The organism is Sulfurospirillum diekertiae (assembly GCF_011769985.2).
In the GTDB taxonomy this organism is placed as follows: Bacteria; Campylobacterota; Campylobacteria; order Campylobacterales; family Sulfurospirillaceae; genus Sulfurospirillum; species Sulfurospirillum diekertiae.
The window spans coordinates 257301-273064 of record NZ_CP039734.2 but is presented as its reverse complement, the minus strand read 5'-3'; the positions used below and the strand labels follow the sequence as shown (position 1 = coordinate 273064).

The 15764-nt window shown below is 38.5% G+C and carries 14 protein-coding genes; 2 read left to right on the top strand and 12 right to left on the bottom strand.

Translation table 11 applies throughout. The annotated features are described in order from the left end of the window. Positions 1-97: 97 nt before the first annotated feature. Positions 98-694 carry a hypothetical protein gene (locus tag FA584_RS01475; protein WP_167750052.1) on the bottom strand — a complete coding sequence of 199 codons (597 nt, stop codon included), beginning with the start codon at positions 692-694 and terminating at the stop codon, positions 98-100. Positions 695-897: 203 nt separating this feature from the next. Here FA584_RS01475 and FA584_RS14660 point away from each other — a divergent pair, with 203 nt between their 5' ends. Both FA584_RS14660 and FA584_RS01470 read left to right on the top strand, forming a co-directional pair. Then, positions 898-1032, top strand: a complete 135-nt coding sequence (locus tag FA584_RS14660; RefSeq protein WP_256376040.1) for a hypothetical protein — start codon at positions 898-900, stop codon at positions 1030-1032. A gap of 8 nt (positions 1033-1040) precedes the next feature. Beyond that, the gene (locus tag FA584_RS01470; RefSeq protein WP_167750051.1) at positions 1041-2306 is read left to right on the top strand and encodes a coproporphyrinogen III oxidase family protein; all 1266 of its coding nucleotides are present in this window, start codon (positions 1041-1043) and stop codon (positions 2304-2306) included. Here FA584_RS01470 and FA584_RS01465 read toward each other — a convergent pair. From FA584_RS01465 to phsA, 11 genes are all read right to left on the bottom strand, one after another. Beyond that, positions 2296-3144 carry a cache domain-containing protein gene (locus tag FA584_RS01465; RefSeq protein WP_167750050.1) on the bottom strand — a complete coding sequence of 283 codons (849 nt, stop codon included), beginning with the start codon at positions 3142-3144 and terminating at the stop codon, positions 2296-2298. The two genes, FA584_RS01470 and FA584_RS01465, sit on opposite strands and share 11 nt — an antisense overlap. Next, the gene (locus FA584_RS01460) at positions 3141-4322 is read right to left on the bottom strand and encodes a sensor histidine kinase (protein ID WP_167750049.1); all 1182 of its coding nucleotides are present in this window, start codon (positions 4320-4322) and stop codon (positions 3141-3143) included. Before FA584_RS01460 ends, FA584_RS01465 begins: the two co-directional genes overlap by 4 nt. Next, positions 4309-4977, bottom strand: coding sequence for a response regulator transcription factor (locus FA584_RS01455; RefSeq protein WP_167750048.1), 669 nt, complete (start codon positions 4975-4977; stop codon positions 4309-4311). Before FA584_RS01455 ends, FA584_RS01460 begins: the two co-directional genes overlap by 14 nt. Before the next feature lie 9 nt (positions 4978-4986). Further along, positions 4987-5955: an NrfD/PsrC family molybdoenzyme membrane anchor subunit gene (gene nrfD, locus FA584_RS01450; protein WP_096045663.1), complete on the bottom strand. Its 969-nt coding sequence runs from the start codon at positions 5953-5955 to the stop codon at positions 4987-4989. After that, positions 5952-6518: a 4Fe-4S dicluster domain-containing protein gene (locus FA584_RS01445; protein ID WP_096045662.1), complete on the bottom strand. Its 567-nt coding sequence runs from the start codon at positions 6516-6518 to the stop codon at positions 5952-5954. Before FA584_RS01445 ends, nrfD (FA584_RS01450) begins: the two co-directional genes overlap by 4 nt. 9 nt (positions 6519-6527) lie before the next feature. Continuing rightward, positions 6528-7865, bottom strand: a complete 1338-nt coding sequence (locus FA584_RS14655; RefSeq protein WP_256431216.1) for a molybdopterin-dependent oxidoreductase — start codon at positions 7863-7865, stop codon at positions 6528-6530. Beyond that, the gene (locus FA584_RS14650; protein WP_256431215.1) at positions 7810-8811 is read right to left on the bottom strand and encodes a molybdopterin-dependent oxidoreductase; all 1002 of its coding nucleotides are present in this window, start codon (positions 8809-8811) and stop codon (positions 7810-7812) included. The genes FA584_RS14655 and FA584_RS14650 overlap by 56 nt, the downstream gene beginning before the upstream one ends. Positions 8812-8958: 147 nt before the next feature. Continuing rightward, complete coding sequence (locus tag FA584_RS01435; RefSeq protein ID WP_167750047.1) at positions 8959-11763, bottom strand: EAL domain-containing protein; 2805 nt, start codon at positions 11761-11763, stop codon at positions 8959-8961. 163 nt (positions 11764-11926) lie between these two features. Beyond that, a complete protein-coding gene (gene nrfD, locus FA584_RS01430; RefSeq protein WP_096045659.1) occupies positions 11927-12880 on the bottom strand; it encodes an NrfD/PsrC family molybdoenzyme membrane anchor subunit in 954 nt (317 codons plus the stop codon). Next, entirely contained in the window at positions 12877-13449 is a 573-nt protein-coding gene (locus FA584_RS01425; RefSeq protein WP_167750046.1) for a 4Fe-4S dicluster domain-containing protein, read from the bottom strand. The genes nrfD (FA584_RS01430) and FA584_RS01425 overlap by 4 nt, the downstream gene beginning before the upstream one ends. A gap of 15 nt (positions 13450-13464) precedes the next feature. Continuing rightward, positions 13465-15756: a thiosulfate reductase PhsA gene (phsA, locus tag FA584_RS01420; protein WP_167750045.1), complete on the bottom strand. Its 2292-nt coding sequence runs from the start codon at positions 15754-15756 to the stop codon at positions 13465-13467. Positions 15757-15764 lie beyond the last annotated feature (8 nt).

The following is a 15764-nucleotide window of genomic DNA, read 5'->3' as shown; positions in this document are numbered from 1 at the left end:
TTTTGAGTTTTTCAGGCTCGACTACTTACAAGTATAAAACTGACCGTTGCTAATAAAATACTTTTAAATTTCATTGCTTACTCCTTTGGTCTATTGTTTAACGTCTATCTCGCCCATCATCTCTACGATCGTCATCGCCTTTATCTCGGTGTTGTGAATTGTGGTCTTTTCGTTCATTTCTATCATAATCTCTATGTTCTGGCTGGTGTTCATAATGTTGTGGCTCAGGTTGACGGTCATAATGCCTTGGCTCTACATAGACTCTGCGAACAGGCATGTCACGACGATCTTCATAATGTCCCCTTGGATGGTAAATATAACGCGTATCATATCGCTCACGAAGTTCTATATATTCAACAGCATCTGGTCTAATGCCAAGAAAATAGGCAATATCACCCCAACCGCGATGTCTTCTTTCACGATACACTCGTAAAATATACTCTGGTGGTCGTCCCGACAATTCGGCAAGACGAAAGATCATATAGGCATCAGCAGGATCATAAACACTTGATAAAATCACCATAACATCTGGCTCTCGAACCCCAAAACGATCTACCAAGCTATAGCGATAGCCATAAGGATCCTCGTGGGAGCGCATATTAAGACTTACCATCCAATCAAAATCTGCGGCAAAGAGGGAAGATGCGCTTATCAAAACACCGATTCCCATTAAAAAAAGCCTTTGTAATTTCATTGTCACTCTTCATCTATAGTAAATAAAGCGTATTATAGTCTAAATAGTGAACTTATCGTGAAACAATCCCCCTGATTCTCTCCTTTTTTATCAGTAATATTTCAACATAGTTTTGAATATTGTTATTTTGTGTAACCATTTGTTTACATAAAAATTACGCTCATAAGCCTATAAATATCTTTATTAATTTATTAAGGAGTAGCATGATGAAAATCTATCATCACCAAATAGTTGCAGATCAAACCATCTGTTTTGCAACACCGTACACAAATCACATGCTCAATGTCACGCAGAACCACTATAATTTTTTATACATTTTAGTAAGAAAAAATAAATAAGGATTATTATGCAATCCCGTCAATCGAAAATGATCACCACAGCAACAAGCTATTTTATGAGCCAATATACGAAGCACTATTTACATGTCGAAAAACCCTCTTTAGGATTACCACCTCCTCCTGAAAATAAAAAATATCTTCTTTATATTCATGTTCCTTTTTGCACAATGTTTTGTCCGTACTGCTCTTTTAATAAATTCACCTATACCAAAGAAGCTGCCCTCATATACTACCGCCATTTACGTGAAGAGATTTTACATGTAAAAGAGTTGGGATATGATTTTAACTATTTAGTCATAGGTGGAGGTACACCGTTGATTGATGAAGAAGAGTTGATTACAACGATTGAGTTGGTTCGAAAACTCTTCTCCATTGAGCATGTTTCATGTGAGAGTGATCCTAACCATATCAACCCAAAAACCGTACTCCAGTTGGATGGCTTAGTCGATCGTCTCTCTGTGGGTGTTCAAACCTTTGATGATACCCTTTTAAAGAAATTGGGGCGTTATGAGAAGTTTGGTTCAGGAGAAGAGGTGTACGCGAAGATTGCATCCATGCTGGGAATTTTGCCCATCACCAGCGTGGATCTCATTTTCAATTTCCCTACGCAAACACAAGAAGGACTCATTCACGACCTGGAGACACTTAAAAAGCTCTCTCCAGAGCAAACCAGCGTTTATCCACTAATGACCTCCTCATTGGTGAAAAATAGCGTGAAAAAAACATTGGGTGAATTCAGCCTTGAGAATGAATTTACCTTTTTTAGCACTATTAAAAAATCACTCAAAGAGCTCTATCCTGCACGTCATGGTTGGTCGTTTTCAAAAGAAAGCGATTTAATTATTGATGAATATATTATCGACAATGAAGAGTATGTCGGTGTCGGCTCAGGCTCTTTTAGTTTTCTAAAAGATACCCTTTACCTCAACGAATTTGCTTTGGATAAGTATGCAACGCTTATTCAAGAAAAAGCTTCGGCTATTACGAAAGAGCGAACATTTCCAGCCAACTCACAGATGTATTATCGTTTAATGGTTGATCTTTTCAATGGTACCCTCTCTAAGAAAAAATTTACGGCTATGTTTGGTCAATCCATCAATACTGCACTGGGTAAAGAGCTCATGCTCCTTAAATTTGCCAAAGCAATCAAAGAGAACAAAGAGAATATCACCACTACAGATTATGGTGACTACCTCTTTTTAGTCATGATGAAAGAGTTTTACATGGGCATGGATCGTATTCGCAATGAGGCCCGTAAAAACCTTATCCTTTAAAAGATGCCAGAGATAAGCTCTCGCTCCATGTCAACACGAAAAAGCCTATATGTTCACCGTTAATATCGACAATGGGTGTATAAAGAACATAATTATCTCCCTTTTTGAGATAACCTGTACCTTGAAAATTAATCTCTTTGATAAAATTTAGTCCATTGGCTTCTTGGTTGACAATCGTATAGTTATCGAGCATCAGCTTTTCCCCGTAAGATGCCGCATTTGCAATCGATAAATACTCATTTTTCATCAATACATAAAACTCCACACCATCTTTTTTAAAATACGCATTTAAATCTTTAAAATCAACAACCGTTTCAATGGTTCCCACATACTCATCTTTTTTAAAAACAGGAGCGATGGCGCGCATAAACATACCATGTCGCCCAATTTCAACACCTTGCATCGGGTGTTTGCTCAGCTTTATTTTTTCGAGTGCATGGCGAAACGTACTTAAGTCATCATTGTTGTGATTGTTATAATCCCAAAGGCGAATAAAGCTTTTAAAATCTTTGGTATGGAGGTGTATTCTTGCATTATCAAAAATCTCTGCCAGTGCCATACTATCTCTAATTTCAAGCAGATACTGCAAACAGTCCTCTCGATTTTGTTCACTTAGGCAGGCAACAACATTGGGACTTTTCGCTAAAATCACCGAACTTGCCAGTGAAACCTTGGTGGTCTCCGCAATTTTATTATGCAACGTCAACAAAAGTGCATCCATCTGTTTTTTAAGCGTCTCTTCCTCTTCATACGAAATTGATTTATTGTATAAGAAGAGAATAATAAGCCCAAAAAAGAGCATCAGTGCGGCACTGAGAAAAAACCGTTTTTCTTTCATCGTTCACCCTTTATTTCTGCATCATCCACACCATCTAAAAGCTTCTTTTTATCAAGTTTAAAGATATAGGTAAAACATGAACCCTTGTTTTCATACGATTCGATGTTAATGTCAATGTCATTTTTATTACAAATATTTTGTACAATATTAAGCCCTAACCCAAAGCCACCTTGAACAGAATCTTCGCGCTCAAAACGCTGAAAGACTTTGTAAAGATCTTTAATGCCCTGACCATAATCCTGAAAACTGAGGACACACTGTTCTTCATCTTTTAGATAGAGTTTGATCTCTACTTTACCTTGAAAAAAAGAGTATTTAATGGCATTAGAGAGAGTATTGTCAATGATGCGCTGAAGTTCTACTTTGCTGATATAGATCATCAGATTTGGCATAACGTCATGCTCCAAACTGATCGACTTCGCAACAGAAATATCTTCAAAAAAAGCAATACGCGCATTTAAATACTCAGAAAGATTGACAGGTTCTTTATTGTACGTTACCTTTTTATGCTTAATATAATACTCCACATCTTCATACGTCATTTGCATCTGTTTTGTAGCTGCTTTAATACGTTGCAAATGTTTAGAAGACGTCACATAACTTGAAAGTAACTCCACATTAATATTAATAACCCCTAGAGGTGTTTTGAGTTCATGCATTGAATCATTAAAAAAGTCATTCACATAACGTTGCATCTTTTTATAAGGATAAATACTGGAATGAACAAAAATATTGCTCATCAGATAGACTAAAAAAAGTACAATAAAAAAAAGCATCGTTGCGATAAAAATAATTTTGGCATAGTTAAGCTGAAGCTCTACGACAAGGTAAAAAACATCACTCCCTTTTTGAATCTCTTTTTGATAATATAAAAAAGGATAAGCAACATGTACTTTAAAATTGCTATGAGTAAGATGTGCTTGAATACCTTTGTAGAGGAGTTGCTGTGTTTCATCATAAATATTAATATGAAAGCGCACACTTCTTGGAATTTCAAAGCGCTCTTTTTCAAAAATACTCTTTTCATGGGCATCGACCCACTCTAAAATCTCTTGCGTTGCTTTATACTTCTCTTCCATGATGGTACTTTGAATTGCAAAGTAACTGGGCACACAAAACAGCGCCATAACAATAAGCGTATAGACTAAAACCGAACGAAAGGGATTAAGAGAGAACATCGATGCGATATCCTAACCCACGAGATGATTTGATAAACTCTTCTTCATCGACTTTGAGCCTTATTTTTCTAATATACATACGAATATCCGCATAACTAATTTCTTTACCTTCCCACACATTTTCACGAATGAGTTCAATGTCACAAAATGTATTTTTACGGCGAATTAAAAAGCGCACCAAATCAAGCTCTTTTGAGGTAAGTGAAACTGTTGTATCCTTTTTTTTAAGCTCACCCGATTCAAAATTAAAAACACATCCACAACTCAGCCTAAATTCCCCTGCAGTACTTGTTTGATAATGCTTTTTAATCAGCTCTTTCACCCGCAGTTCAAGCTCTTTCAGCTCAAACGGTTTTTTAAGATAGTCATTACAACCAAGCTGATACCCAATTTCCATGTTATCAATATCTACCAATGACGTCATGATGATAATAGGCGTCGTAATATTTGCCTCTTTGATGTATTTAATCAACTCATGCCCATTCAGCTTCGGCACTTTTACATCCAGTAAAAAGAGATAATAGCACTTCTGCATAATCGCATCTAAAGCACTCTCCCCATCAAAAAAGGCATCGACTTCATACCCTAAGAGCTCTAAATACTCTTTAATGCTCTCATTGTAGTTATAGTCATCTTCTAAGAGTAAAATCTTCATACCTTTTCCTTAACCAAAATAAATTTGTCCAGCGTAAATGATGTAATATCGAAGCATTAAAACACCTAAAACAACCACCATAGAATTTGTCACAATGTAACCGACGCGATAAACATGGCTCTTAAGCGCTATAATGACCGTTATCAAAGGAAGTCCTAGCCCCACACCAATAACACCTAGCCAAAAGATACCTGCCCAAAAACCCTCTGTAAGTGCCGCTTTTGCAGCAGTTGGAGCATCGCCACCTGCATAAAACAACCCGATAAAGAAGAGTGCTAAAAGAGGTAATTCCGTTAAAATAACTCTGGTATCAAGCACAAGAAGATACTTGATACTCTCCGTATTCAGAGCACTTTTAAAAAAAAGCAACCCAACAAGAATATTGACGGCAACACCCGAAGAGAGGCTAGAGGTGAGAAATATAACAGGTAAAAGTGGACTATTCCACAAAGGAATAGCATACAGAGCTGATAGTAAAAATCCCGTATATGAACCCACACAAAGGGCGGCCACAAAAAGAAAATACTCAATGACTTTGGCATATGAATGAAAACTCTTAACCAGATTAATCAGCCCTTCTAAAGGAGCTAAAATGGGATGTCTAATAACACTTCGCTCAAAAACAAGCAACATAAAAACAATGACAATCGGTGTATAAATAAGCAAAAAAAGCACCCCTAAGCTCATAACCGACGTCACATTATAACGAAGGAGTAGCCAATAAAATGAAAGGGGTCGACCTAAATCGATCACCAAAAGCAGCAAGCCTAAAAAAATTGCGGTAGGAGCCACAACAGCGCCTGCCTTAATCATCGCATCCCAAATAGAGGAGTTACTGCGTTCATGTCGGTTCCATTTCACTAATAAAGCGACGATAATAGAACCTGAACTGAGTCCTGCTAAAAAAAGGTAAATTGCAATCGCCCATGACCAATGAATCGTGCTGTACTGTTCTACACTTCCCCACATCGGACTCATGACTTCACCCCTTTACGACTCGGAATAAACGCTACTTTAGGCTTTGTCCCCAGATGTTCTTTGGGAAATAACAGTACCTCTTTTTGCGATTTTTGATGCACAAGAGAATTTTTTTGCCGCATGTCCCCAAAACTAAGAGCTTCTGTAGGGCATGTGGTTACGCATGCAGGCTTTAACTCCTTAGAAACACGTGTATCATAACAAAAATTACACTTTTCTACTACATTTTTTAAAGGATTAACAAACCGTGCATGGTAAGGGCATGCAAGGATGCAATATTTACATGTAATGCAAACGCGTTCATCAATATGGACTAACCCATCTTTACTCTGGAAGGAAGCATGTGTCGGACAAACACTCACACATGGAGGATTTTCACACATCACACACGATAACCTCTCATAACGCATCCCAAGGTTGGGGAATATCCCAAGCGTTTGCATGTGTACCTGCACTCTGTAAAAATCATCGGGAACATTATGTTCCACGCGACAAGCCACACTGCACGCTTGACACCCAATACAAAGGTTTTCATCATAGAGAAGCCGGTATTGTTTTTCCATTACATGCCCCTATATTTTGATAATGTTGACACCAACATTGGTGATCATTGCCCCACAAAGTGTGGCACTCTCTAACGATAAAAGCTTTGAAGAGTTGATCCCTTTTCCATGTGTACGCTTAAGAGCAGGAGCATCGTGCCCAAAGCCCATGTACGTAAACAGTGTATCAGGGCGAATACCTTCTGTAATAAAGACCGTTGCCTTCTCTTTGGAAATACCGTTTTCAAGATAAAAGGTATCACCCATTTTAAGTCCATGAACTTTTGCTGTGGAAGGATGCATCCAAATTGGATTTGTTGAAAGTAGCATGTGCAAATAAGGAATATTCTGCGTGTGTCCATTGGTATGAACAGCACTTTTCCCACTGGTTAAAACATAGGGGAATCCTTGTTTGACATCCATATCTACGTTACTTGGAACGCCATATCCTTTAAATAATTTTTCAACCTCTTCACAATAAATTTCTATCTTACCCGAAGGTGTTTTAAGCTTTTGGAGAAGATGACTAAACGTGCCTTGCTTATCTAACCAGATGCGACTTTGAGGATACCTCTCACAAAAATGCTCCACAAACGTGGGCTCAAGTGCCAAAAGAGGAGGTACATCAAATGTTGCAGCCCCTCTTTTAAGCAAGGTTTCGAGTAAAACGTCATTTCCTTTGGCTTGATAGACTCGTAGTTCAGGAACACTTTTCCATGGATAATAACTTCCAAGCCCCATGCGTTCTGCAAGATTACGGATAATTTCTATAGCACTTTTATTGTGATGCAATGGCTCTACGATACGATTACGCATTGTATAATAAGGGCTTTTATACGCATTTTTACTAATACCTTCATCCCTCTCTAAATAGGTTACTTCAGGTAAAACCACATCTGCCATCATCGCTGTATCGGAGAGATAAATGTCATTCACGACAATAAACTCTAACTGCTCCATTGCCTCTTTCATTTTTTGAGGATTTGCTACCGTCATTAAAGGGTTATGTCGGGTTAGAAACCATCCTTTTATCTCATAAGGCGTTTGAGTTATAATCGCTTCAGGAATGGCAGTCAAAGAACCATGCCTTTTTGAGACAAAGCGTAAAGCTCCCATTTCACCTGCTTGATCAATGCGTTGCTCATTCACTAAAGGTCTTGGATAAGGATTATCCAGTTCTGGGACAATGTCTTCTTTAGCAAGAGCATTAACCCGTTCAGCTATTTTTGCAAAGTAAATTCCACCCTCTTTTTCAACATTACCCATCAAAATATTGGCCATTAAAATAGCACGGGTTCTTTGATATTCTGCCTTAGTAGTGGTTTGCTTTATGTCCCCAATCAATAATGCATTTAGGAGAAGCTTCATAAATTTCTGCCGCAAGACGTTCAACGACTTTGGCATCAATGCCCGTAAGTGGCTGCTGCCACTGAGGTGTTGTTTCTTTCACAGAGAGTACCAATTCAAAACCAATCGTATACTGCTCAACAAAATTTTTATTGTATTTGCCATCCCTAATCCATACATGTAAAAGAGAAAGGACAAACGCTAAATCACTTCCTGGCTTAATGGGATACCATTCGTTGGCTTTTGACGCAATAATGGAAAAACGAGGATCTAAAACAACCAATTTTTTAGAAGGATTGGCAGAAAATTGTGCCATTGCTTTGGTGAGAGGAATATCGAGTCCCTCAAAAAGATTATGTCCAAAATTCAAAATATAGGTAGCATTTTCAAAATCACGATGCAGTTTTTCACCGAACGTCTGTTTAAAAGCACTTTCAATCGCAATCGGACAGGAACTCCAATGTGAAAAAATATTGGGCGAGCCAAATGCCGATGCAAAAGAGCAGAGAAGATCGTACTGCTCCCCTGTTTTAGCAGAAAAGATTACGCTACGAGCACCATAACGCTCTTTAAGCGCACTGAGCTTTCCGGCAATAAGGCTCAGTGCCTCCTCCCAACTGGCTTCTTTCCATTTGTTTTCACCCCGTTTGCCTACGCGAATCAATGGCGTGACAAGTCTTTGGGGATCATAAAGCTGAGAGGCTCCTGCAACGCCTTTGGCACATAAACTCGTTCCCATCTCTTTTACAAAAGCGTTACCTTGGAGCAAGACGGTTTTACCATTAATCACGCGTGCTTCCATAGGGCAACGGCTACTGCACATTTCACAAATGGAACGAATAAATTTATCTTCACTTTTGAGGGCTACTTCGCCAAGCGCACCTAAGCTTCCAGGCAAGAAAATACTCGCCGTTGCGCTGGTTGTTGCAACTTTTAAAAAGTCTCTTCTGGCTTGAATGTAATCCACGCTTTACTCTCTTATTGTTTTACTTTATTGTAAGATAATTTGACTTTAAAATGAGACTTTTTTAAAGAAGTAAGACGTTCTTTTTACAGAAGGTAATCATCGGTAGGCTAGTGGCTCATGCCTCTTTTGTAGTTTACAAAAAGGATGTTAAAAAGAGGAGATAATAGGACTTGGTTTGCTAAAGAGATAGCCTTGCGAAAAGTCTACATGTAAACTCAAAAGTTTTTCTTGAATTGATTCTCGATCCACAAATTCAGCCACAATCTCATAACCCATTTTTTGTGCAAAAGAGATAATCGTTTCTACCGTCATTGCACTTATTTCATTCGTATCAATGTCTTTAATCAATGAACCATCAATTTTAATTATATCCACTTCCAATTTAACCAAGTAAGCAAAATTGGAGTAACCCGTTCCAAAATCATCAATGGCAATGCGACACCCAAGCTGTTTGACTTCACGAATAAATGCTGTGATCTCGCTAAAATTTTCAATACCTTCTGACTCTACGATCTCCAAAATGACCCGATGGGCACACTGATATTTTTTGATATTGTCATACAAACACTCTTTCACTGAAGTCGAGAGAATATCGCCTTTCGTAAGGTTAATTGAAAAATCTACCTTAAAATCTTTGAGGTATTCAAAAGATTTATTGATCATAATCTTCGTAAGTTTGCCATACAACCGTGTCTTTTTAGCTTGATCTAAAAAGGAGTACGGGCTGAGATAATGTCCATCCTCTTCTTGAAGCCGCATCAGTACTTCATACTTAGTAATTTTATGTTGCTTGTTGTCATAAATACCTTGAAAAAAGGGCACAATGCAATCATGATCAATGGCCGTTTTTATTTTTTGAATAATTTGAATATTATGCTTTGTTTTGTTTTTCAATATTTCGTTAGCTTCATAAAAGACGACCGCTTGATTGTGTGTTTTGGCCTCTTTCAGTGCCACGTGGGACTGCATATAAATCTCATCGGAACTTCCTTTGGCTACACCAACATTAATCCGAACAACCACTTCATAGCCTTTGATTATAAAGACTTTTTTTTCAAGGCTATGAATCATTTGCTTAATATTATCGCGAGCCGTTGAGATCATTTTAATATCTTGACTTGTCAGTAAAACCGCAAACTCATCACCATTAATACGAAAAACAACATCAGCATGACTGTTAAAACTCTTCATTAAAAAATGAGCTATTTGTTTTAAAAGCTCATCACCTACGTCATACCCTAAATAATCATTAATCTCCGAAAAACCAATCAGATTGAGTAAAATTAATAATTTTGTGTTGTGATCTAAACGAAGACGATGAAAAAGTGCTTCACGGTTTCCAAAACCAGTGAGTTCATCTTTGAAATGCTGTTCAATCAACTGCTCTTTAACAATTAAATCTGTAATATCAAAATGAGCACAAAGATACTCCAACGTATTGCCTGCCTCATCAAAAATAGGCATAATGGTATTTTGAAGATAATGTACATTACCCGATTTAATAACAACCCTAACAATTCCTTTCCATATCTCTTTACGTTTGAGTGTTTCCCAAAGATTTGCATAAAGAGCGGGATCAGCATCACTTGGCCTAAACATACGATGTGTTTTCCCTAACAACTCCTCTTCTGTATACCCTACAACCTTACAGAAAGGCTCACTTGCATACGTAATACATCCATTAATATCGGATTTAGAGACAATGCAACACTCATCTAAAATCATTTTATACTGATTAAGAAAATTCATATTAACATCAAGTTCATGTTGGGTTGTATTGACAAGATGGGTTAAGGACTTAAGCGTTGAGCCGTTCACATCTGGTTTCTTACCTAAAGGATGAGAGATAATATAGTCTGATTCACTCAATGTCAACACAGTAGTCGTGACATTAAGGAGTTGGTTTTTATGTTTGGAATGATAAAATTCACCATACGTAAAAAATCCAGATGTTGGAGCAATTTGCTGTAAAAGTCCAAATTCGTAATTGAGCTGTTTTTGCAAAAATCGTTTGCGAACTGCACAAGAATAGACAAAAATGGTTTCAACAGGTTTTTCATTAATCTGCTCTTGTATGTACGCTGCTTTATCCATAATTTCTTCGACATTTCCAATCGAAAAATGCACCTTTTCCCCTTCATCTAAATGCCCTGAAAAGATCAAAGAACCATCTTCATTAGAACCAATCAATGAGCGACATACTTCTATTTCATCACACGTTTTTATAAAAGGAAATTCCATACCACTGCTAGGGATATTGTGCAAAATATCATTCCCTAAATAGTGTTGGTAAATCTTTTGGATCGGTTGATGATCAACCTCATAAAGAGCCCCTTTATGGACTTTAGTAATCGTCAGTTCTTGACCAATTTGCGTCCAACCAAGGGAATACGCACTGTTTACATGTAAAGATTTACCGCTTAATGTTGCAAGCACAATACCTTGATCTAAAATTTGATCCTCACAAATAATAAAAGCACTTTGAAATAAAAATTTATCAGCAGCATTTCCACCAGACAGAGGCATATCAGCTCTTAAGCTATTAAATCCTTTCAGAAAATCTTCACTGTCATCCACGCCAAAAGGATGTGCTAGTGCAATACATACTTTTGTCTCTTTATCCAGAATAGAAGTAGCCGCTTTTTGACCACTTTCAAAGTTTACATCGGCAAAATAATAGGCTTTAGCAACACTTTTTTCCAACCAACAAAATGCAAGTAAAATAGTATTATCTTGAATATGACCTTCTTGAATCTCACCAGCAGTACTACTACCGACAATAACACTTTTGGGAAAAGTCAATTTTAAAAAATGAAGAATAGAGGCAATTTTTATTTTGTTAAAGTCACCACAAAAAAGTTGAATAAAGAGATGATCATTAGGGCTAAAGTTTGCTCTAGAAAACTTTTCTAATTCCTCAAGTGTCTTGTAATTATAATTAATAGACTTCACATTAATGCCTTCTTTTTAAATCTTGTTAGTAAAGTAAGCTAATATTTACCTGATAGTACTAATTTTTATAAAAAGATTATTTTATCATAATATGCAAATTTTGCATATTTAATCTAAAAAGAAAAACCCCCTCGCTGGGAGGGAGTTATTGGGTAACGAAGATTTATCCTACGAAGACTTGACCTGCGTAGAGAATATAGTAACGAAGTGACATAACACCAATAAGAACGATCAGTGAATTGAAGATTACAAAACCATGAGAGTGTTTCACCCCATGAGGTAATGCAAAATTAAGTCCAATAGGCAACACCAACCCTAAACCGATAACACCCAACCAAAGCAATGTTGAAAGTCCACCGGTACTAAGCGCTGCATGTGCGACATGCGCAGCAGATCCTCCTTGGTAAAACATTCCCACAAAAAGAATGAATAAGAAGAAAAGTTCGACAAAACTCACTTTGACATCTAACCCATGAAGGTAACTGACGTTGCCATCTTTGGTACTGCTCTTAAAGAAAAGAAGTCCAACAACCAAGTTGGCAGAAATACCTGCTGAGACACCTGATACCAAGAAAAGCGCTGGTAAAACAGGGGTATTAAACAAGGGATAACTGTTCATTGCTGAAAGCAAGAAACCAGTATAGGCACCAACACCTACAGCTAAAATGAGTGTCACACTTTCGATCAATTTAGCGTATGCCAATGCAAGATTGGCAAGCGGTGCTAAAAATTGAAGTGGTCCCGTTTCAAAAAGCTCTTTTTTAAAGACACCCATGAAAAAGAGAATAACAACGGGGAAATACGCAAACAGTGCCAAAACACCAAGTGTCATCACAGAGCCAAAGTTATAGTGAATTAACAATTTCCAGAAATGAAGCGGACGCGTAAGATCGGTAATCAAAAGGAGCAAACCTGCACCAATGGTCACCGGCGCTAAAATAGAACCCGCTTTAATAATACCATCGCTTGGAGAGACATCATTGCCTTTCATCCATTTAATCACGATTGCCGAAATAATCGCTCCCGCAGAGAGACCTGCAAGGAAAAGATAGACCGCAATCGGCCAATGCCATACGACTGTGTTATATTGCTCTATTGAGCCCCAGATTTGGTTCATGAGTTGATCCCTCCTTTATGGTTAGGTACAATAAACATTTTTGGGTTCGTTCCCAATTTTTCTTTTTCACGGTACGTGACACGAGATGATAGCGCTTGGTTGATCTTACTTTTCGGATCGTTCAAGTCACCAAAAATAAGCGCGTCTGTTGGACATACAGTTACACAGGCTGGTTCTTCACCACGAGCCAAGCGTGTATCATGACAGAACGTACATTTATCAGGTGCTTTGGTGACAGGATGAACATAACGTGCTTGGTAAGGGCATGCTGCAACACAGTACAAACAACCTACACACAAATCAACATCCACTAACACAATGCCCTCTTCCGTGATATGTGAAGCTTTGGTAGGGCAGACACCCACACAAGGAGTATTTTCACATTGAACACAGGATTGGCGGTGATACTCATAGCCAATCGTGCCATTTGGATACTCTTCTTCTTTAACCCAAACCTGTAAACGGTACACGGATTCGGGTATTTCATTTTCAGACCTGCACGCAATACTGCATGCTTGACAACCGATACAAAGATTATTATCGTGGATCATTCCATATTTTTTTGCCATTGTTCTTTCCTCCCCTTACGCTTTTTTGACTTTGACGCCAACCACATGCAGGTTCATACCTGAATTTGGCGATACCAAAGGCGAATAAAGCGTATTGCTGTTAACACCTTTACCATAAGCTCGTTTAAGCTCTTTACTGATGTGACCAAACCCAAAGTAAGCAAATACGGTGTCTTCACGTACGCCTTTCGTGACAAGCGCTTTGCCTTTTTGTGTCGCATATTTGTTAGAGACTTCGATTTTATCACCATTTTTGATGCCAAGGCGTTCCGCCGTTTTGGGGTGAATCCATACCGCTGCATCATCACAGAGATTATTGAGCCAAAGGTTGTTACCATTATGTCCGTTGGTACGAACCGCTGATTTTCCATTGATAAAATAGAGCTCATCGGCTTCTTTGTATTTGTAAGGCTCGTAACTCAAAGCACCTTTTTTAGAAACCGTTTCGAGTTCTGGGCTAAACAGCTTGATCTTATGTGGGAAATCAATCGTACCTTCTTCATTCACTTTGCTGGCCGCACTCGGATACTTTTTCACAAACTCTGCAACACTTTTTTTATCTTGAAGTAGAAGAGGCACACCAAAACTTGCCATACCTGTTGCTTTAAGTTTTGCCAAAAGATCGATATTATCACCCACTTGTTGTAAACGATAATCTTCAATGTCTTTGTAAGGGAAATAAGCACTTAAACCCATTTTTTCCGCTAACTCTTTGGCAACTCGCCAACCAGGACGTGATTCGCCGATAGGCTCAACCACTTTTTGTCGACCGACATCATAACTTGGATTTTTGCCTCCACCTGCATTGAACTCTTCATCTCTCTCTAAGTAAGTGGTATCAGGAAGGACAATGTCCGCATACCAAGCAGTATCAGAGACTTGAATATCCATAACCACAACCAAATCCATCGCTTTAATGGCTTTAATGACTGTTTCGGTATTGGTCTGTGTCATGACAGGATTGTTACGTGCGATAAACCAGCCATGAAGTCGATAAGGAACTCCTGGAAGATCTTCTAACGTCGCTTTAGGAATCAATGTAACGATGCCATTGCCTTTTTTGGCCAAGAAAAATTCACTGTCTTTTTCACCAATACGATCAATTCTTGGAAATTCTACTTTTGGATAGGCAGGAATTTTTGGCTTTTTAAGTACCGGCGCTTTAGCATCGCCTTCGCCTAAAAATTTATTGTAAAAACCAGCACCTTTGTTCAGATAGTAACCACCCTCTTGCTCTACGGCACCGACTAAAACGTTACACATCATAATCGCACGACGAAGTTCTAACTCTTGAGGTGTCAAGGTGACTCTGTGACAGAAATCAAAAATCGCTTTGGGTGCTGCTTTGGCAAATTCGCGTGCCATGCGTTTGATCGTATCAGCAGATATATCACACTCCAACGCCATTTTCTCAGGGGTATACTCAGCTACAGACGCTTTAAGTTCATCAAACCCTTCGCAGTATTTCTCAACGAATTTTTTATTGTAAAGGTTTTCGTTAATGAGCGTATGAATGAAAGCAAGGACAAACGGAAGGTCATGGCCTGGTCTAATCGGATGCCATTCGCTCGCTTTTGCAGCCATCGTTGAAAGTCTTGGATCGAGTGAAATCACTTTTGCACCGTGTTCCAATGCTTCCATATATTGACGTGCATAGGAGATAACAATACCTTCAAAGACGTTATGGCTTGGGTTAATGATGTATTTTGCTTTGGCAAAATCACGGCTAACACCGTTTTCGAAAATATCATCCATCGCCAAATCGTACGCCAATGGACAGGTTGCTTCATGTCCAAAAAGGTTTGGAGAACCGTACGCTTGTGCTAAATTATGAAACCATGTTTTGTTCCAACCACTACGTGCCGTAAACGCTACGGTATGCGCACCATGTTTTTGTTTGATTTCATCCAATTTTTTGGCTATAAAAGTGTAAGCTTCGTCCCAACTGACCACTTTCCACTTTCCTTCACCTCGCTCACCCACACGCATAATAGGATGGACTAATCGTTGTGGATCGTAAAGTTGATTGAACCCTGAACCACCACGAGCACAGACTTTTCCGCCTCTTCCTTTATCAGCTGGATTGCCACGAATAAATACACCTTTACCATCTTCCACGCGTGCTTCAATGGTACACGAACTTGTACACATCTCACAAATACTGGGTGTAAATTTGGCATTGCCTTTGTAGTGCTTTTGACTCTCTTCCATTGCACCCAGTGTTCCTGGGATACTTGAGAGACTAGCAACTGCAGCAGCGGTAGAAGAGAGTTTTAAAAATCCTCTTCGGCTAAGCATTTGAGTCATCTTTTATC